The organism is Ruegeria sp. BH8 (assembly GCF_056538065.1).
Genome location: NZ_JBQFSP010000004.1, coordinates 84,204 through 100,830, shown reverse-complemented (window position 1 = coordinate 100,830; position 16,627 = coordinate 84,204). Strand labels below are relative to the sequence as shown.

Here is a 16,627-nt window from a genome sequence, read left to right as displayed (position 1 = left end):
TTTTCGTATTGGGCCTAGCCCTTTTTCGTTACATTCTCTTCAAACGCGACCTTGAAAGCGGCCTGTTTTTCAGCGCTGGCCTCGGTTTGATAATTGGCTTTCCATTCATCCATGGTCATGCCGTAGAAAAGTTCTCGGGCCTCGTCCTTGCCCATCTCGATCCCCTTTTCATTGGCCGCTTCCTGATACCACCGTGACAGGCAGTTTCGGCAGAACCCGGCCAGATTCATCATGTCGATGTTCTGCACATCGGTGCGGTCTTCCATCAGGTGCTTTTGCAGCCGACGAAAGGCGGCAGCCTGAAGTTCGATTTCGGTTTGCTTGTCCATCATGTGGCTCCGGAAGGCAGTGTGTGTTGCGTTTGACCTAACAATCCTGCCGTGTCGTTACAACAACGGCGCTCGTGGTCAGCGCTACCTACATCAGTTTCAAGGCTAGCCAGGGCACGATGCAAAAGATCAGTGTCAGGATCTTGTAGTTGGCAAGGTATCTGAAATAGGCACGTTTCACGTCGGCGCGATCCATCTGAAACATCCTGCCGTGAATGCCAGCGATCCAGTCCTGCAAAAGCAGAATCATGACGGTGGTGAACAGCAAAACCGCGATATTAAGCGCGGCCACCCAACCGAAAAACGTTGTCAGAAACTCATGTGTCATGACGATCCCCTTTCCCGCAATATATGGGGATCAGAGGCATTGCTCACAATGGCGTGAGGGGTGGAACGTCCCTGCAAACCTTGCGGTCAAAGGTCGCTGGCGTCCAATGCTTCTTGCAGGATTATCGCCAGCCGCTCGGCCCAATGCCGTTGTCCGGCATGATCGGCGATCAGGTCGTTGCGCAGCTCGATCAATGCATTGGGACGGCCAAAAGCGGTGCAGTGCTTGTCAATCGCATCACCTGGCAAAACGCCGGTATAGGGTTCATTGACACCAACGCACAGGTCATCTTCCTGTTGCAGCCGGTCGATCAAAGGGCGCGAAAACCGCTCGTCCGGGGTGTGCAATACGCCAATGTGCCATGGTCGGGGGTCACGTCCACGCAACTGGCGCGTGAAGGAATGCATCGACACAATTACCGCATGTGGCAGTGCCGCCAACTCGGCCAATGCTGTGTGGTAGGGGCGATAGCACATGTTCAGGCGGCGTTCGCGTTCGGCGGCATCGGCATTGCGGTTGCCGGGAATGATCGACCCGTCATACAGTTTCATCAACAGCGTGGGGTCATCTTCCCCTCGGTTCGGGTCGATTACGAGGCGCGAGAAATTGGCGGCAATCACCGGCGCGTTCAGAATCTCGCCCAGATGTTTTGATACCTCATACGCGCCGACATCATAGGCGATATGGCGCTCCATATCCTCGCGCGGCAGGCCAAGGTCTCCGTCATTGACCTCGGGGGGAACGATGTTGGTTGCGTGGTCGCATGTGATCAGCCATCGGGACGGGCGATCCGCGCCGTGAACGAAAAACGGGGTGTAAGTCATAAGCCTGTCATCTAGTTTGTCGCAGGTGTAGGGCAGTTGCTTTAAAAAGGGAATTGCGCAATAAGCGCCATAGCAGTGTTTGCGGTAACATTTTGCAAAAGCTGATCTGTGCAATCTGAGCCGGCATGAGGAGGTCAAGACCAATGCGACGCCTGAGAAATGTAAAAATCGTGGCGACGCTGGGACCGGCGTCCAGTGACTATGACACCATTCGCGCCCTGCACGAAGCCGGGGCGGATGTGTTCCGTCTGAACATGAGCCACGGCAGCCATGATGAGATTCGCGAACGCCACAGGATCATTCGGCAGGTTGAAAAGGATCTGGACAGCCCGATTGCCATTCTGGCTGATCTTCAGGGCCCCAAGCTGCGGGTTGGTGTTTTTGCAAATGATGCTGAGGAACTGGAAGAGGGCGCGGCGTTCCGTCTGGACCTTGATCCAGCCCCCGGCGACACCACCCGCGTGTGCCTGCCGCACCCCGAGATTTTCGCGGCCCTTGAACCGGGCGCGCGCCTTCTGGTCAATGACGGCAAGATCCGTCTGATCGTTGAGGATTGTGGTCAGGACTTTGCCAATTGCACAGTTGAGGTCGGCGGTACGATCTCGAACCGCAAAGGTGTGAACGTCCCGGATGTGGTACTGCCGCTGGCGGCCTTGTCGGAGAAGGACCGTGGTGATCTGGAGTTTGTCTGCCAGTTGGGCGTTGACTGGCTGGCGCTGAGTTTCGTGCAACGCGCCAAGGATGTGTTCGAGGCCCGCGCGCTGGCTGATGGACGCGCTGCGATTCTGTCGAAGATCGAAAAGCCGGCGGCGGTCGAGGCGTTCGACGACATCCTCGATGCCTCGGACGGTATCATGGTGGCGCGGGGCGATCTGGGGGTGGAACTGCCGGTATCTGCGGTGCCGCCCATTCAGAAGCGGCTGGTCCGCAAGTGCCGTAGTGCCGCCAAGCCGGTCATTGTCGCCACCCAGATGCTGGAAAGCATGATCGAAAGCCCGATGCCCACCCGCGCCGAAGTGTCGGATGTGGCCACCGCGATCTATGAGGGCACGGACGCCATTATGCTCAGCGCGGAATCGGCGGCAGGTGCTTATCCGGTTGAGGCCGTGCAGACCATGAATAAGGTAGCCATCGAGGTCGAGGCCGACCCGACCTATTCCCAGATTATCGCCGCGTCCCGCACGGCAAAAGGAAGCACTGTGGCCGATGCCATTGTTGCGGCTGCCCGCGAGATTGCTGAAAAGACCGATATCAAGGCCATCTGCTGCTTTACGCAAAGTGGAACCACCGCCTCATTGACAGCCCGTGAACGTCCCGGTGTTCCGATCATTGCGATGACATCGCTGATGGGAACTGCGCGAAGGCTTTGCCTGAGCTGGGGTTGCAATTGCGTCATGACGCCAGAACTCCAGCGGTTCAAAAGCGCCGTGGTCAACGCGGCCCGCGCGGCGCGGGCAGGGGGGTTTGCAACCGAAACCGATCAGATCGTGGTTACGGCCGGTGTCCCGTTCAACGTACCGGGCACGACTAACATTCTGCGCGTGGCCCCGTGTGATGAACGGCTGATCTACAGCACGGATCCGGAATAACCGAAGGCCGACACTCGGGCCCGAGTGTCGTGTCAGCCAACCGGCTCTTTTACAATCTCCATAACTGTAAAAGAGCTGGTCTGGTGTATGCCCGGCAGCTTGTTGATCTTCTCGCCCAGCACCAGCCGGAAATGCGCAATATCGCGCGTTCGAACGGTCAGAAGATAATCAAACGAGCCCGCCACCATCAGGCAGCTTTCGATTTCCTGAACACTCCGAACGGCTTCATTGAATTTCACAAGGGATTGTTCCGCAGTTGCGACCAGGGATACCTGCACCACGGTCAGCAGTGCCAGCCCCATTCTTTCTTTGTCGACAACGGCTCTGTACCCTTTGATATAGCCATTCTTCTCAAGTCGTTTTACACGCTCGGAACAGGGCGTATTGGTCAGGTTCACACGCGCCGCCAACTCAACTATCGAGAGCCTGCCATTGGCCTCCAGCTCGTGCAGGATGCGTTGATCGATATTGTCTAAATCTCTGCTAATCAGTAAAATTCCCTGTATTTTTGGCGTAATACGATAAATTACACTGAAATTGGCCCAAAAAAATCTCCAATTCCTAGTGAAATTTCCTAATACTTACCAAAGGGCGGTCTTGTTGAAAAGTTCCAAGTTCCGGCCGCCCTGCCGGGGGCGTGGGCCCCGGCCTTAACAACAAAAACGGAGGAACGAAATGACAACAAAGATTGTCATAGGACTCGACGGGACTGAAACCGGCGAGCGTGCGATTGCCTTTGCCAAGGATTTGGCAAAGCTGATCGGAACGTGCGATTTGCTGGTCGCTTATGTGATCGAATGGTCACCTTACACATTCCAGACACCTGAAGAAAACGCCCAGCGCCACAAGCGCCGCGAAGAAGAGGTTGACCTGGCAATGTCGCGTGTCGTGACACCTGCTGTAGAGGCCCTCAGGGCTGCGGGATTCGAAGCGCAGGGCATTGTGCGCCATGGCGATGTTGCGGAAACGCTGAACGCCATCACGGTCGAAAACGGAGGCTCGCAAATCGTCGTGGGTCGGGCATCTGCGGACGGGATCAAGAAACGCCTGTTCGGCAGTTCGACGCAATATCTGGTAATGCATGCCGACGTTCCGGTTACGGTCGTGAACTGAGGGGAGGGCTAAAATGAGAACGCTAAAAACACTTGGCGCCGTAACGGCCGCCACCATTGCCGCCAGCCCTGCCCTTGCACAAGAGGCGCCGGGACTGGATGAAAAAATCAATCAGGCCTTTGCAAACCTGACCGGACCGTTTGTCAGCTTCATCTTTGCACCGCTGCCCGGAACCAGCTTTCCGTGGATCGTCATGTGGCTGGTGATTGCTGCATCGGTTTTCACACTGTATTTCGCGCTTGTGCAGTTGCGGTTCTTTGGTCACGCGATCAGCCTTGTCAAAGGTGACTATTCCGATCCCAACGACGCGGGCGAGGTCAGCCACTTTCAGGCATTGGCCACGGCGCTGTCCGGCACTGTGGGCTTGGGGAATATCGCAGGTGTGGCCGTTGCCATTGGCATCGGTGGGCCGGGTGCAACCTTCTGGATGATCCTTGCGGGCCTTCTGGGTATGGCATCAAAGTTCACCGAATGTACGCTGGGCGTGAAATACCGCAACGAATACGAAGATGGCACCGTTTCAGGTGGCCCGATGTATTACATGTCCAAGGGCTTTGACGAGCTGGGTCTGCCCGGTGGCAAGATCCTGGCGGTGCTGTTCTCGATCTTCTGTATTCTGGGCGCGTTGGGCGGCGGGAACATGTTCCAGGCCAACCAGGCACATCAGCAGATCGCAGGTATCGTTGGCGACTATCCGGGCTGGATTACCGGTATTGTTTTTGCTGCGGTCGTGTTCATGGTCATTGTTGGCGGTCTGAAATCCATCGCTCGGGTGACTGAAAAGGTCGTGCCGTTCATGGGTGTGCTGTATGTTGCCACTGCACTGGTCATCATCGCGATGAATGCGGACATGATCGGCTGGGCCTTTGGTCAGATCTTTGCCGGTGCCTTCACGGGGCTGGGCGTTGCAGGGGGCATGGTCGGCGCGCTGATCCAGGGCTTCAAGCGCGCGGCATTCTCGAACGAGGCGGGCGTGGGCTCTGCAGCTATCGCGCACTCGGCGGTTCGGACCAAGGAGCCGATCACCGAGGGTTTTGTATCGCTGCTTGAACCCTTCATCGATACCGTCGTGATCTGTACCATGACGGCGCTGGTGATCATCATCACGCAACAGCTGATCATCGATCCTGAAACCGGCAACTACATGCTGAACGAAGCGGGTTCCGCCATCGCAACAGTGGATGGAAATTCCGGTGTCAGCCTGACTTCTGCCGCGTTTGGCAGCGCGTTCAGCTGGTTCCCGTACATCCTTGCGATTGCGGTGATCCTGTTTGCCTTCTCGACCATGATCAGCTGGTCCTACTATGGCCTCAAGGCCTGGACCTACCTGTTCGGAGAAGGACACACAAAAGAGCTGATCTTCAAGGTCATCTTCTGTGTCTTCGTGGTGATCGGCGCTGCGGCCAACCTCGGCCCCGTTATCGACTTCTCGGATGCGGCGATCTTTGCGATGGCGGTTGTGAACGTCTTTGCTCTCTACTTCCTGATGAAAGTGGTGCGGCAGGAACTGGCGTCCTACTCCGCAAGGCTGAAAAGCGGTGAAATCCGCAAATTCGAACACTAAATCCAATCACCGGGGCGGCTTGTGTCGCCCCGGTGCCTGACCAGGCTGCAAAAAGCACAGATTCTGGTCCAAACCCCCTTGCCAGTATGACCGAACTTGCGTAAACGGCGCTTCTGATCGCGTGACCGGCCGAGATGGCATGCCGAGTCGCGTCTGAAACCGAACCCGAAAAAGGAGACGGAAATGCCTAAGATGAAGACCAAATCAAGCGCCAAGAAGCGCTTCAAGGTGACTGCGACCGGTAAGGTCCTTGCTGGCCAGGCCGGCAAACGGCACGGCATGATCAAGCGGACCAAGAAATTCATCCGCGACGCCCGTGGCAACACCACCCTGTCCGCCCCCGACGCAAAGATCGTCAAGGGCTACATGCCCTACGACCGCTAAGAGGAGATGTAAGAGATGTCCCGCGTTAAAGGTGGAACCGTAACTCACGCCCGTCACAAGAAGATCATCAAGGCCGCAAAAGGCTATTATGGTCGTCGCAAGAGCAACTTCAAAGTCGCAACTCAGGCCGTCGACAAGGCCAACCAGTACGCGACCCGTGACCGCAAGAACCGCAAGCGCAACTTCCGCGCGCTGTGGATCCAGCGGATCAACGCTGCTGTGCGCAGCCATGACGAGGCTCTGACATATTCCCGCTTCATCAACGGTCTGAACCTGGCCGGTATCGAAGTGGACCGCAAAGTTCTGGCCGACCTGGCCGTGCACGAACCGGAAGCGTTCGGCGCGATCGTCGCCAAAGCTCAGGCTGCTCTGGCTGCCTGAACCTCTGAAAAGAGACAGTGAAAGAAAGGCCGTCCCTTTGGGGCGGTCTTTTTTGTTGCAACATGCGGTGCATTCCAAGCGCTTCTTGGATCAGGGCATCCATCCCTTCTGCATTGGGATGACGCCAACCAGTTTCAGGCATGACCGGTTTGATCTAGATCATGTAACAGCCCTCGGATCATATTATATATGATTTTATGAATATAAGTGAGAAGGGTGAAATCATGACACTAAACTGGAAAGTTGGAGGTGTTCTGCTAGGGCTCGTGTTCTTCGGGGCAGTTCTTCTGGTGAAGCCGATCGGTGTTTCGACCCAATTCGTCATCCTTGACGGAATTATTGCGGACACCGTCAATTCAGAATTCGTAACACAGACGGATGACGGTTACAGTTCAAGCAACGCATACATGGCGAAATCCAATGGCAAATACGCCAAATACGTATCCAATCCGTTGAATTACAGCTTTGTCTTCGTTTTGGCTATGGCCGCAGGGGCGTTCTTGTCGGTCAAGGCGCGCGGCGGTCTGGAACGCGGCGAGGGCAAGCTGCCCATGATCTGGCGCGAAAACTATGGCGACACGCCCTGGGCCCGAAACCTGGTCGCGCTATTGGGCGGCTTTGTCGTCCTCTATGGGGCCAGGTTGGCGGGTGGGTGCACATCCGGTCACATGATGTCCGGTATGATGCAGACAGCCCTGTCAGGCTATATCTTTGCAGCCGGAGCATTTGCAGCGGCAATTCCTACAGCAATGCTGATCTACCGGAAAGGATAAGGCGATGGAAATCATTCTTGCGATCATCATTGGCGCCGCTTTCGGAGCCGTACTTGACCGGATTGGCGCGGCGAATCCAAATTGGATTGTGGGTATGTTGACACTGCGTCGACTCCACCTGATGAAAACGATCCTCCTGGCAATCGGAACCGGTTCGATCCTCATGTTTGGCGGGCAAATGCTGGGGTTTGTGGATGTAGGCCATATGTCGGTGAAATCGGCCTATGTCGGTGTCTTCATTGGCGGATTGTTACTGGGTGCGGGCTGGGCTGCATCGGGCTACTGTCCGGGAACAGGGGTCTGCGCCGCTGCGTCCGGTCGCCGTGACGCCTTGTTCTTCATCGTCGGTGGTTTGTTGGGTGCTGCGGCCTACATGGCGACATATCCGGCCTGGAAGGCCACGGGTCTGCTCGATGGAATTGCTGGCGGCAAAGTCACCCTGGGTACAGTTCCGGGATCCGCTTACGAGGGTGTTTTGTTAATGTCCGGCGATATTCTCGGTATCGCACTGGGTGCCGTCTTTGTTCTGGTTGCTTTCGTTCTTCCGGACAGCCTGATCGCAACTGGCGAAAAGGTTGGTGTTGCGGCCGAATAATCACGGCTGAGCGTACACATTCACGACCGGCATCCCGACAAAAAAACCGGCGCAACACGCGCCGGTTTCTTTTTAGCCAATATCGGTGATCTTACCCGAACACACGCCCCAGCGCGCCGTCAACCGCGTCGGTGATCTGGTCAATGTCATCGGCTGTAGCTATCAGCGCAGGCGAGAAGCACAGCGTGTTGTTGCGACCGGGGATCGAGCGGTTGGTCACGCCGATGATCACACCCTGCGCCATACAGTCGGCCACAACCGCCTGCGCCAGTTTCTCGTCCACCGGCTCTTTGGTGCCACGATCCACAACCAGTTCGGCCCCCAGGAACAGGCCTTTGCCGCGCACATCGCCGATGACCTTGTGCTTGTCCATCAGCGCCAGAAGGTTGTTCGTCATACGCGCGCCCATGTCCGTGCAGTTCTGCAACAGGTTTTCATCCTGAATGATGCGCATGTTCTCGATGGCCGCTGCCGGACCAGCGGTGCACCCACCAAAGGTCGAGATATCGCGGAAATAGTTCATCGGGTCCGCGGCATCGTCTTTGAACAAGTCAAAGACTTCCTCGGTGGTAACCATGCAGGCAATCGCGGCATAACCCGATGCAACGCCCTTGGCCATGGTCACGAAATCGGGTTTGATACCGTATTGCTGGTACCCGAACCATGTGCCGGTGCGGCCCACGCCACAGACAACCTCGTCGATATGCAGCAGCACATCGTATTTCTTGCAGATCTCCTGCACGCGCTGCCAGTATCCTTCAGGCGCTTCGATTACACCACCACCCGCTGTTACAGGCTCAAGGCACAGCGCACCTACGGTATCGGGGCCTTCGCGCAGGATGACGGCTTCAATCTGATCTGCGGCCCATTCGCCGAAATTCTCTTCGGGTGCGCCATCCAGCTCATGCTTGCGATATTCCATGCAATGCGGCACGCGCACGAAATCAGGTGCGAAGGGGCCGTATTGCGCCGTGCGCTCGTCCTGACCGCCTGCCGACATGGTCGCCAGCGTCGAGCCGTGATAGTCCCGATCGCGGTACAGGATCTTGGTTTTCTTGCCGCCATATTTCTTGTGCGCGATCTGGCGCACCATCTTGAACGCCTTCTCGTTCGCCTCGGAACCTGAGTTGGTGTAATAGACCCGGCTCATGCCCGGCATCTTGTCGATCAGTTGCTCGGCAAACAGCGCACCCGGGATCGAACCGGCCGAATTGGCGAAATAGCACAGCTTCATCAGTTGGTCGTAAACCGCCTTGCAGATCGATTCGCGGCCATAGCCGACGTTGACGGTCCAGACGCCGCCGGAAACCGCATCCAGATGCTCTTTGCCTTTCTGGTCCCAGACACGCATGCCCTTGCCCTCGACAATGATGCGTGGGTCATTGGTTTCAAAGGGTTTATGCTGGATCAGATGGTGCCAGATATGGGCGCGGTCGGCCTCGACCACGCGGGAAAGATCGTTTTCGTTGAACGTGCCGTCCATGACATGTCCTTTCAGTGAGGAAGCGGTGCACGGGATATGGAAATGCCTCATCCCGGCATGTGTTTAAGATGCTTCAGATCACCGCGAAAGCCCGGATGTAGATAGGGCCAGATCGTATCATCCCGTATCGCCAGTCAGTTTTGCCGCCGTATTTCTACGGGTTTGTCAGAACGCGAACTTTGTGCTCAATTCGCCCAAACTGCGTTTCGGGAGGACAGCGGATGGCAGCGACACATATCTACGAGCGTCATTTGGACAAATGCCGGGCAAATTACACACCCCTGTCGCCCCTTACGTTCATTGAACGGACGGCGCAGGTCTACCCGGATTATCCATCCGTGGTTTATGGGGATCGCCGGTATTCCTGGGCTGAAACCTATGCCCGTTGCCGGCGTCTGGCGAGTGCGTTGACAGCGCGTGGGATTGGACGGGGCGATACCGTTTCGATAATCGCGGCCAACATCCCGGAAATGTACGAGGCGCATTTTGGCGTGCCCATGACGGGCGCTGTTCTGAACGCAATCAACACACGGCTGGATGCGCCGATTGTCGCATTCATCCTGAGCCATGCCGAAGCCAAGGCGCTGCTGGTCGACCCCGAGTTTTCGGATGTGGTGAAAGATGCGCTGCAACAGGTCGATCATGACATTCTGGTCATCGATATCGAAGACCCCACCTTCGACGGCGGTGAAAAGCTGGGCCGCCTGACCTATGATGCCCTGCTGGCCGAAGGCGACCCCGCGTTTGACTGGTCACTGCCAGCGGACGAATGGGACGCGATCACCCTGAATTATACCTCGGGCACCACGGGCAACCCCAAGGGCGTGGTTTACCACCATCGCGGCGCGACCCTGAATGCGCAGTCCGATTTGCTGGACTGGGATATGCCCAAGCATTCGGTCTATCTGTGGACTCTGCCGATGTTCCACTGCAACGGCTGGTGCTTCCCGTGGGCCATGGCAGCCAATGCAGGTGTTTCCGTTTGCTTGCGCGCGGTGCGGGCCGAACCGATCTATGCTGCTTTCCGGGACGAGAAAGTGACCCACTTCTGCGGTGCGCCGATCGTTCTGAACATGCTGGCCCACGCTCCGGATGAGTTGAAGGACTTTGACCACCAGATCAAGGTGATGACGGCAGGTGCCCCGCCGCCTGCGGCCGTGATCGAAGCGATGGAGGCGATGGGTGTCGAGGTCACGCATGTCTATGGCCTGACCGAAACCTATGGGCCTTCGGTTGTCTGCGCATGGAAAGACGAATGGAACAGCAAAGGGCCTGAAGACCGCGCGGCCCTCAAGGTGCGGCAAGGGGTGCGCTATACCGCGTTGTCCGGACTGATGGTGGCCGATCCGGAAACGCTGGAACCGGTTCCGGCTGATGGCGAAACCATGGGTGAGATATTCATGCAGGGCAACGTGGTGATGAAAGGATACCTCAAGAATCCCGACGCTACCGACAAGGCCTTTCACGGTGGCTGGTTCGCGTCCGGTGATCTGGGTGTCATGCACCCCGATGGCTATATCGCGCTCAAGGACCGTTCAAAGGACATCATCATCTCGGGCGGCGAAAATATCTCATCTGTTGAGGTCGAAGGCATCCTCTACAAGCATCCGGCGGTGATGGAGGCTGCCGTGGTGGCCCGTCCCGATGAGAAATGGGGCGAAACGCCCTGCGCCTTTGTCGAGTTGAAACCCGGCGCAGCAGCAACCGAGGCAGAGCTTATCGCCTTCTGTCGCGACCGGATGGCCCATTTCAAGGCACCCAAAACGGTGGTGTTCGGCACCCTGCCCAAGACATCAACCGGCAAGGTGCAGAAATTCGTTCTGCGGGATCAGGCACGGGCGCTGGGTTAAAGGTTGTCGAATATCGACAGGTCCAACGCCAGCATCTCACCCATCCAGATCGCGCGGTCGCGGTGATCCTCCAGATGTTCACCGGTTTCCGGGTGCGTGAAGACCGTCAGACCCTGCCGGTTCAGCATCAGCCATGGGATGACCTGATCGAACGCCCCAGCGGCAAAGCCCAGCTGGCAGCTCCAGCGAGGATGGGGGCCGACGTTTCGGGCGTGCATCCGGCCCATTTGAACAGGGAACAGGCGGGCCGCCTCTTCACAGACCTGCTGCGCGGTGTCCTGCGTGTCGGCATCGAAATAGATATGGGCGTGATAGCCGGTGATCTCGGGCATAGAAACCTCATCTGCTTTGTTGGCTCAAAGCTAAGGCTCAAAACGATAAAAACCTAGCTGCACATGCAAACAGGGTCTGTGCAGGTTTAGTGCGGCGCATGTGCGTCGGGATGCGCCGCGACAAAGGCGGGGTGATCGGCGCAGGCCTCTTCAACCCGCAGCAGGCGGGGCATATCCGACAAATCAACCTGCCACCGGCGCGCGTTATAGATCTGCGGGATCAGGCAGAGGTCGGCGAGACCGGGCTTTGACCCAACACAGTAGGGGGCCTGTTCGAAATCACCCAACATGGTTTCGAACGCCTGCAACCCGGGTTTGATGAAATTCCGCATCCAGTCGCCGGGCATGTCGGGGGCGTTATGGCTCAGGGTCGTGGCATAGCGCGCAACCGACAGGTTGCAGACTGGGTGGATGTCGACGGCGATCGCATAAGCCAGCGCCTGAACACGCGCGCGTTCCGCCGGATCATCAGGCAGAAGGTTCAACTGCCGGGTCCGGTCCAGATAGTCGAGGATGGCAAGCGATTGCGTCAGCCGTAGCCCGTCAATATCCAGAACCGGCACAAAGCCCTGTGGGTTTCGCGCGATATGTTCATCGCCCTTTTGTGCGCCGCCCACCAGATCGACAACAACCGGGCGATACGCGATCCCGGCCAGATTCAGGGCGATCCGCACCCGATAACTGGCCGAGGACCGCCAATAGTCATAAAGGACGACGTCGCTCACGTCCGGGCCTGTCAACTGTCAGTCAAAGCGGCAGCGCGAAGGGCGTCCGTCAGAACCGTACTGTCACCGATGTGGTTGGCCAGCACCAGCACCAGCCGCGCATTCAGCGCGTCGCTGTCTGCTTTTTCCAGGCCTTCATGCGCGGCCAGAAGTTCGGCATAGAAGTCATCGGCGTTTTTGATGTTCGGGGTTAGGATCAGGTCTGACATGGGGCTTACTCCTTACCGCAGGCTCTGCGGATCGCGTGCCGGAAGGTGTTTTCTTCGTAACTGTCACGCCGGGCCGCCACATGCTGGTCCGGGCGGATCAGGTAGACCGCGCTGGTCGCGTCACCCAGATAGCGGCGTTTGAGGGCCAGCGTCATATCATCCTTGACCGACAGCGCCAGTCGCGTGACCTCGATCCCATCTTCTTCCAGGGTATCAGGGGCGTCTGCATCAATGGTCAAAAGCGTGAACTTGCCTGCAAGCTTGGGCAGCAGAAACTCGTCACCAAGCGGAGCGTCGGGACAGGCCGAACCCGGGCGCGTTCCGGCCGGGCCGTTCAGCGCGTCCGCGGAATTCAGCGAGGATCCGTCATAGGTGCAGGGCTGGCTCAGGCGGCCCGAATTCACCAGCGGGCGCGCGAAGTCATAATGTTCGCTCAGGTCCAGAACCGCATCGCGCAGGATCCGCGACATTTCGGATTTTGGGGTGATGAAATCGGTCGACCGGCTGGAATTCAGGATGTTCTCGTCGGCCCCGTACACGCGTTCTGTGTTGTAGCTGTCCAGCAGAGTTTCAGGCGCTTTCCCATCCAGAACCAGCTTCAGTTTCCAACACAGGTTGTCGGTGTCCTGAAGGCCGGAATTGGCCCCGCGCGCGCCAAAGGGGCTGACCTGATGCGCGCTGTCGCCCGCAAACAGGACACGGCCCTTGCGGAAGCTTTCCATGCGACGGCACTGGAACGTATAGATCGAGACCCATTCCAGCTCAAATTCGACATCATCCCCAAGCATCGCCTTGAGGCGGGGGATCACGTTCTCGGGGCGCTTTTCGCGTTCCTTGTCGATGTCCCAACCCAGTTGCAGGTCGATGCGCCATACATTGTCGGGCTGTTTATGCAACAATGCGGATTGCCCGCGATTGAACGGCGGATCGAACCAGAACCAGCGTTCAGACGGAAAATCGGCATCCATGATCACGTCTGCAATCAGGAAGTTGTCTTCGAAAATCCGTCCTTCGAAATCAATGCCCAACATCCGCCGGGCAGGGGATGTCGCGCCATCACAGGCAATCAGCCAATCGGCTTCGATTGTGTAAGGTCCTTCGGGCGTCCCGACCTCCAGCCGCACGTGATCGTCATGCGTGCCAATCGCCTCGACCTTGTTGCGCCCGCGTATCTCAATCGGTGCGCCTTCTGCCTGCAACTCGCGGACCCGTTCAACGAAATAGTTCTCAAAATGGTATTGCTGAAGGTTGATGAAGGCAGGGTTGGCATAACCTTCATCCGGTTGCAGGTTGAAGTCATAGACCTGTCGGTCATCGAAGAACACCTTGCCCCGATCCCACAGGACGCCCTTGTCGACCAGTCGGCGTCCGCATCCCAGCCGGTCGGCAATTTCCAGCGTGCGTTGCGAGAAACAGATGGCGCGGCTGCCGAAACTGACCTTGTCGTTCTCGTCCAGAACCACGACGTCGACCCCTTGCTGCGCCAGATCAATCGCGGCGGCCAGACCAACCGGACCCGCGCCGATCACGATAACCTTGTGCCGAACCGGCGTCGGGCTGTCCTGATCGGGGCTGCGTTCATAGCCGTAAAGCGGAGTTTCAAAGATCTTGTTCATGGGCTTCCCCCCAAGCAGATGCGCCAAAGTGCTGCATGTCCTGTGCCCCGGCAGCACGTGCCGAAGCCTTTGGCATATGGTTTCACTGAATCCTGCCGCCTAAAACGATCTGGATCAAACTGGGCCGTTTTTCCTTACCCTTGCAGGGCCTCCCACATCTCAAGATCGCGTTGGGCGGTCCAGATGCGAGGCGTGTCGATACCGCGGGCTTCGTCATAGGCGCGGGCGACGTTGAACGGCAGGCAGTGTTCGTAGATCGCGTAACTGGCGAATTTAGGGTCACATTCGGCGCGGACTGCGTCCCAAGCCTCTTTCAGGCTGCCACCGCGCGCCGCAACCTTGGCTGCGGGGCGGTAGGTGCTTTCGACGAAATCGCGGGTGTTTTCGATGGCGGCATTGACCATGTCCTTGCCAACCAGCGCGTCGCCGCGTCCCGGTGCGATGGCGTCGACATCGAACCACTTGATCTCGTCCAGCGTGTCGCCCCAGTCGCTGAAATGCCCGTCACCGCAATAGCAGGCCGAGTGATATTCGACGATGTCGCCGGTGAACATCACGTTCTGGTCAGGCACATGGATGACGATATCACCGGCGGTATGGGCGCGCCCCAGATGCATCAGGTCGATCCGGCGGTTGCCCAGATAAACAGTCATCGTGTCGCTGAAGGTGGTGGTGGGCCAGGTCAGGCCAGGAATGCTTTCATGCCCTTCGAACAGGCGCGGGAAGCGCTGGAATTCGCTGTCCCAATCCTCTTGCCCGCGTTCCACAACCATCGAGCGGGCGGTGTCGGACATGATCACCTGACCGGCACCAAATGCGCTGGCGCCCAGCACGCGTACGGCGTGGTAGTGGGTCAGCGCCACATGGGTGATCGGCTTGTCGGTCACAGACCGCACGCATTCGATCACCTTGTTGGCCAGGCGCGGGGTCGCCTGCGCCTCGACGATCATCACGCTGTCATCGCCAATGATCACACCCGAGTTCGGGTCGCCCTCGGCGGTAAAGGCATAAAGCCCTTCGCCCACTTCAGTGAACGAGATTTTCTTTTCCGACATGTCCCCCTGGGACGCGAATGCTTTGGCCATCTTGGTTTTGTCCTTTTGCGGTTGCGCGGAAGGCAGGGGTTGGATGCCTCCGGCGGGAGTATTTGGAAAAAGATGAAGCTCAGTGCGTCATCGTTCGAATGGGGAGTTGAGTGCAGGCAGAACGGTGCCGGTACAGTCGCCGAACCCGATAGTATAGCCGTCGCCCCTGGCAGCGCCGGTCAGGGTCATCGTGTCGCCGTCTTCGATGAAGCTTCGGGTTTCACCTGTGTCCAGCGTCAGCGGCTCTTTCCCGCCCCAGCTGAGTTCCAGAAGTGATCCGCGTTCGGGCTTGGTTGGGCCGGATATGGTGCCTGACCCCAGCAGGTCGCCCGTGTTCATCGGGCATCCCGATGTGGTGTGGTGGGCCAGTTGTTGCGCGGCGGAATAGTACATCTGGTTGTAGTTGGTTCGCGCGATGGTCGTGGCGTCTTGGCCTTCGGGTGCCATGGAGACGGCCAAATCGATGTCATACAGCATCGGGCCGCAATCCTTGAGGTGGTCCAGCAGCGCGAACTCGCGGGCTGGCGTGTCACAGCGGAACGGCTCGAGTGCAGCCTTGGTCACGATCCAGGGGCTGATCGAGGTTGCGGTTGCCTTGGCCTGAAACGGGCCCAGCGGCTGGTATTCCCAGGCTTGTATATCACGTGCCGACCAGTCGTTCAGCAGAACGTAGCCGAAGATATGGTCGTCAGCTTCCTGCACGGTTATCGGGCCATCCGAGGGCGTGCCCACGATGGCGCCCATCTCCAACTCGATATCAAAGCGGCGGCAGGGCAGGAAGGCGGGCAGGTCCTGATCGGGGGATTTCAGCTGTCCCCACGGGCGGCGGATATCCGTGCCGGACACCACGACCGAGGACGCCCGTCCGTTATAGCCAATCGGAATATGCAACCAGTTCGGCGGCAGCGCGTTTTCCGGGCCACGGAACATGGTGCCCACGTTGAAGGCATGGTTTCGCCCGGCGTAGAAATCGGTGTATTCGCTGACCGCGAAGGGCAAGTGCATCTGGGCTTCGGCCTGCGGTACAAGCAGCGGTTCGATCTTGCTTTGCTCGTCCGAGCCCTCGGCCAGAATGCTGATCAGCCGCTCACGCAGGGCCGCCCAGACGGCGGGGCCTTCCTCCATCAAAGGGTTCCAGAACGGCAGATCGAACAGCGGCTCATCGCTTAGGGTGATTAACCCCTCGGCTTCGGCGGCGGTAACGTCGAGGATCATGTCACCGATGGCCACGCCGCAGCGCGGATCATTGCCTTCGGTCGAGAAGACACCGTAAGGCAGGTTGTTCAGTGGAAACGGATGCGCCGCGTCATTGGCCGAGGCCACCCAGGACTTCATCAAAGGCATATTTTGCCCCTATTTTGCTATATTTGGTACGTGGTTCGAAACGATCATAACCCCGAATAGACAGGCGCCAAAGCCCACAGCGGGCGCAGTTGCAGCATGTCGA

Annotated in this window: 19 protein-coding genes; 8 read left to right on the top strand and 11 right to left on the bottom strand. The window is 58.0% G+C overall.

All coding sequences use genetic code 11. The features are described 5' to 3' along the window. Positions 1–14: 14 nt before the first annotated feature. The 3 genes from ACR0AD_RS10430 to ACR0AD_RS10420 form a co-directional block, all read right to left on the bottom strand. A complete protein-coding gene (locus ACR0AD_RS10430) occupies positions 15–329 on the bottom strand; it encodes a DUF1244 domain-containing protein (RefSeq protein ID WP_267365127.1) in 315 nt (104 codons plus the stop codon). 88 nt (positions 330–417) lie between these two features. Next, complete coding sequence (locus ACR0AD_RS10425) at positions 418–657, bottom strand: DUF6868 family protein (RefSeq protein WP_480483809.1); 240 nt, start codon at positions 655–657, stop codon at positions 418–420. Positions 658–743: 86 nt separating this feature from the next. Then, positions 744–1,481 carry an N-formylglutamate amidohydrolase gene (locus tag ACR0AD_RS10420; RefSeq protein WP_480483808.1) on the bottom strand — a complete coding sequence of 246 codons (738 nt, stop codon included), beginning with the start codon at positions 1,479–1,481 and terminating at the stop codon, positions 744–746. Positions 1,482–1,624: 143 nt separating this feature from the next. On the opposite strand from ACR0AD_RS10420, the gene pyk reads away from it, so the two are divergent. Beyond that, entirely contained in the window at positions 1,625–3,070 is a 1,446-nt protein-coding gene (gene pyk / locus ACR0AD_RS10415; protein ID WP_480483807.1) for a pyruvate kinase, read from the top strand. A gap of 32 nt (positions 3,071–3,102) precedes the next feature. Here pyk and ACR0AD_RS10410 read toward each other — a convergent pair whose 3' ends face one another. Next, positions 3,103–3,537: an Lrp/AsnC ligand binding domain-containing protein gene (locus ACR0AD_RS10410; RefSeq protein ID WP_480483856.1), complete on the bottom strand. Its 435-nt coding sequence runs from the start codon at positions 3,535–3,537 to the stop codon at positions 3,103–3,105. A 208-nt stretch (positions 3,538–3,745) separates the two neighbouring features. Here ACR0AD_RS10410 and ACR0AD_RS10405 point away from each other — a divergent pair, with 208 nt between their 5' ends. From ACR0AD_RS10405 to ACR0AD_RS10380, 6 genes are all read left to right on the top strand, one after another. Beyond that, positions 3,746–4,183 carry a universal stress protein gene (locus ACR0AD_RS10405; protein WP_209506060.1) on the top strand — a complete coding sequence of 146 codons (438 nt, stop codon included), beginning with the start codon at positions 3,746–3,748 and terminating at the stop codon, positions 4,181–4,183. A gap of 13 nt (positions 4,184–4,196) precedes the next feature. After that, positions 4,197–5,747 (top strand): alanine/glycine:cation symporter family protein, encoded by a 1,551-nt coding sequence (locus ACR0AD_RS10400; RefSeq protein WP_480487220.1) that lies wholly within the window; start codon positions 4,197–4,199, stop codon positions 5,745–5,747. A 183-nt stretch (positions 5,748–5,930) separates the two neighbouring features. Next, the gene (gene rpmI, locus ACR0AD_RS10395) at positions 5,931–6,131 is read left to right on the top strand and encodes a 50S ribosomal protein L35 (RefSeq protein ID WP_010443552.1); all 201 of its coding nucleotides are present in this window, start codon (positions 5,931–5,933) and stop codon (positions 6,129–6,131) included. A 15-nt stretch (positions 6,132–6,146) separates the two neighbouring features. Continuing rightward, complete coding sequence (gene rplT / locus ACR0AD_RS10390) at positions 6,147–6,512, top strand: 50S ribosomal protein L20 (RefSeq protein WP_039523695.1); 366 nt, start codon at positions 6,147–6,149, stop codon at positions 6,510–6,512. 224 nt (positions 6,513–6,736) lie between these two features. Next, positions 6,737–7,285, top strand: a complete 549-nt coding sequence (locus ACR0AD_RS10385; protein ID WP_209506064.1) for a YeeE/YedE thiosulfate transporter family protein — start codon at positions 6,737–6,739, stop codon at positions 7,283–7,285. A gap of 4 nt (positions 7,286–7,289) precedes the next feature. Next, positions 7,290–7,880 (top strand): YeeE/YedE thiosulfate transporter family protein, encoded by a 591-nt coding sequence (locus ACR0AD_RS10380; RefSeq protein WP_209598820.1) that lies wholly within the window; start codon positions 7,290–7,292, stop codon positions 7,878–7,880. A 91-nt stretch (positions 7,881–7,971) separates the two neighbouring features. Here the strand turns inward: ACR0AD_RS10380 and ACR0AD_RS10375 are convergent, their stop codons facing one another. Then, positions 7,972–9,363, bottom strand: a complete 1,392-nt coding sequence (locus ACR0AD_RS10375) for an aminotransferase family protein (RefSeq protein WP_480487218.1) — start codon at positions 9,361–9,363, stop codon at positions 7,972–7,974. A 221-nt stretch (positions 9,364–9,584) separates the two neighbouring features. Between ACR0AD_RS10375 and ACR0AD_RS10370 the strand changes: the two genes are divergently transcribed. Then, a complete protein-coding gene (locus ACR0AD_RS10370) occupies positions 9,585–11,213 on the top strand; it encodes an acyl-CoA synthetase (RefSeq protein WP_480483804.1) in 1,629 nt (542 codons plus the stop codon). On the opposite strand, the gene ACR0AD_RS10365 is transcribed toward ACR0AD_RS10370, so the two are convergent. From ACR0AD_RS10365 to fahA, 6 genes are all read right to left on the bottom strand, one after another. Then, positions 11,210–11,545: a DOPA 4,5-dioxygenase family protein gene (locus tag ACR0AD_RS10365; protein WP_267365057.1), complete on the bottom strand. Its 336-nt coding sequence runs from the start codon at positions 11,543–11,545 to the stop codon at positions 11,210–11,212. The genes ACR0AD_RS10370 and ACR0AD_RS10365 overlap by 4 nt on opposite strands. 86 nt (positions 11,546–11,631) lie before the next feature. After that, a complete protein-coding gene (gene maiA, locus ACR0AD_RS10360) occupies positions 11,632–12,270 on the bottom strand; it encodes a maleylacetoacetate isomerase (protein ID WP_480487216.1) in 639 nt (212 codons plus the stop codon). An 11-nt stretch (positions 12,271–12,281) separates the two neighbouring features. Further along, positions 12,282–12,479 (bottom strand): DUF2783 domain-containing protein, encoded by a 198-nt coding sequence (locus ACR0AD_RS10355; RefSeq protein ID WP_209506076.1) that lies wholly within the window; start codon positions 12,477–12,479, stop codon positions 12,282–12,284. 5 nt (positions 12,480–12,484) lie between these two features. Beyond that, positions 12,485–14,095 carry an FAD-dependent oxidoreductase gene (locus tag ACR0AD_RS10350; RefSeq protein ID WP_480487214.1) on the bottom strand — a complete coding sequence of 537 codons (1,611 nt, stop codon included), beginning with the start codon at positions 14,093–14,095 and terminating at the stop codon, positions 12,485–12,487. Between the two features lie 134 nt (positions 14,096–14,229). After that, positions 14,230–15,180, bottom strand: coding sequence for an MBL fold metallo-hydrolase (locus tag ACR0AD_RS10345; protein ID WP_480487212.1), 951 nt, complete (start codon positions 15,178–15,180; stop codon positions 14,230–14,232). An 87-nt stretch (positions 15,181–15,267) separates the two neighbouring features. After that, positions 15,268–16,524 (bottom strand): fumarylacetoacetase, encoded by a 1,257-nt coding sequence (gene fahA / locus ACR0AD_RS10340; protein ID WP_480483799.1) that lies wholly within the window; start codon positions 16,522–16,524, stop codon positions 15,268–15,270. Between the last annotated feature and the right edge of the window lie 103 nt (positions 16,525–16,627).

Excerpts from the sequence above, each read along its gene's own strand:
- ACR0AD_RS10430 (WP_267365127.1), bottom strand. The coding sequence starts at position 329 with ATGGACAAGCAAACCGAAATCGAACTTCAGGCTGCCGCCTTTCGTCGG.
- ACR0AD_RS10425 (WP_480483809.1), bottom strand. The coding sequence starts at position 657 with ATGACACATGAGTTTCTGACAACGTTTTTCGGTTGGGTGGCCGCGCTT.
- ACR0AD_RS10420 (WP_480483808.1), bottom strand. The coding sequence starts at position 1,481 with ATGACTTACACCCCGTTTTTCGTTCACGGCGCGGATCGCCCGTCCCGA.
- pyk (WP_480483807.1), top strand. The coding sequence starts at position 1,625 with ATGCGACGCCTGAGAAATGTAAAAATCGTGGCGACGCTGGGACCGGCG.
- ACR0AD_RS10405 (WP_209506060.1), top strand. The coding sequence starts at position 3,746 with ATGACAACAAAGATTGTCATAGGACTCGACGGGACTGAAACCGGCGAG.
- ACR0AD_RS10400 (WP_480487220.1), top strand. The coding sequence starts at position 4,197 with ATGAGAACGCTAAAAACACTTGGCGCCGTAACGGCCGCCACCATTGCC.
- rpmI (WP_010443552.1), top strand. The coding sequence starts at position 5,931 with ATGCCTAAGATGAAGACCAAATCAAGCGCCAAGAAGCGCTTCAAGGTG.
- rplT (WP_039523695.1), top strand. The coding sequence starts at position 6,147 with ATGTCCCGCGTTAAAGGTGGAACCGTAACTCACGCCCGTCACAAGAAG.
- ACR0AD_RS10385 (WP_209506064.1), top strand. The coding sequence starts at position 6,737 with ATGACACTAAACTGGAAAGTTGGAGGTGTTCTGCTAGGGCTCGTGTTC.
- ACR0AD_RS10380 (WP_209598820.1), top strand. The coding sequence starts at position 7,290 with ATGGAAATCATTCTTGCGATCATCATTGGCGCCGCTTTCGGAGCCGTA.
- ACR0AD_RS10375 (WP_480487218.1), bottom strand. The coding sequence starts at position 9,363 with ATGGACGGCACGTTCAACGAAAACGATCTTTCCCGCGTGGTCGAGGCC.
- ACR0AD_RS10370 (WP_480483804.1), top strand. The coding sequence starts at position 9,585 with ATGGCAGCGACACATATCTACGAGCGTCATTTGGACAAATGCCGGGCA.
- ACR0AD_RS10365 (WP_267365057.1), bottom strand. The coding sequence starts at position 11,545 with ATGCCCGAGATCACCGGCTATCACGCCCATATCTATTTCGATGCCGAC.
- ACR0AD_RS10355 (WP_209506076.1), bottom strand. The coding sequence starts at position 12,479 with ATGTCAGACCTGATCCTAACCCCGAACATCAAAAACGCCGATGACTTC.
- ACR0AD_RS10350 (WP_480487214.1), bottom strand. The coding sequence starts at position 14,095 with ATGAACAAGATCTTTGAAACTCCGCTTTACGGCTATGAACGCAGCCCC.
- ACR0AD_RS10345 (WP_480487212.1), bottom strand. The coding sequence starts at position 15,180 with ATGGCCAAAGCATTCGCGTCCCAGGGGGACATGTCGGAAAAGAAAATC.
- fahA (WP_480483799.1), bottom strand. The coding sequence starts at position 16,524 with ATGCCTTTGATGAAGTCCTGGGTGGCCTCGGCCAATGACGCGGCGCAT.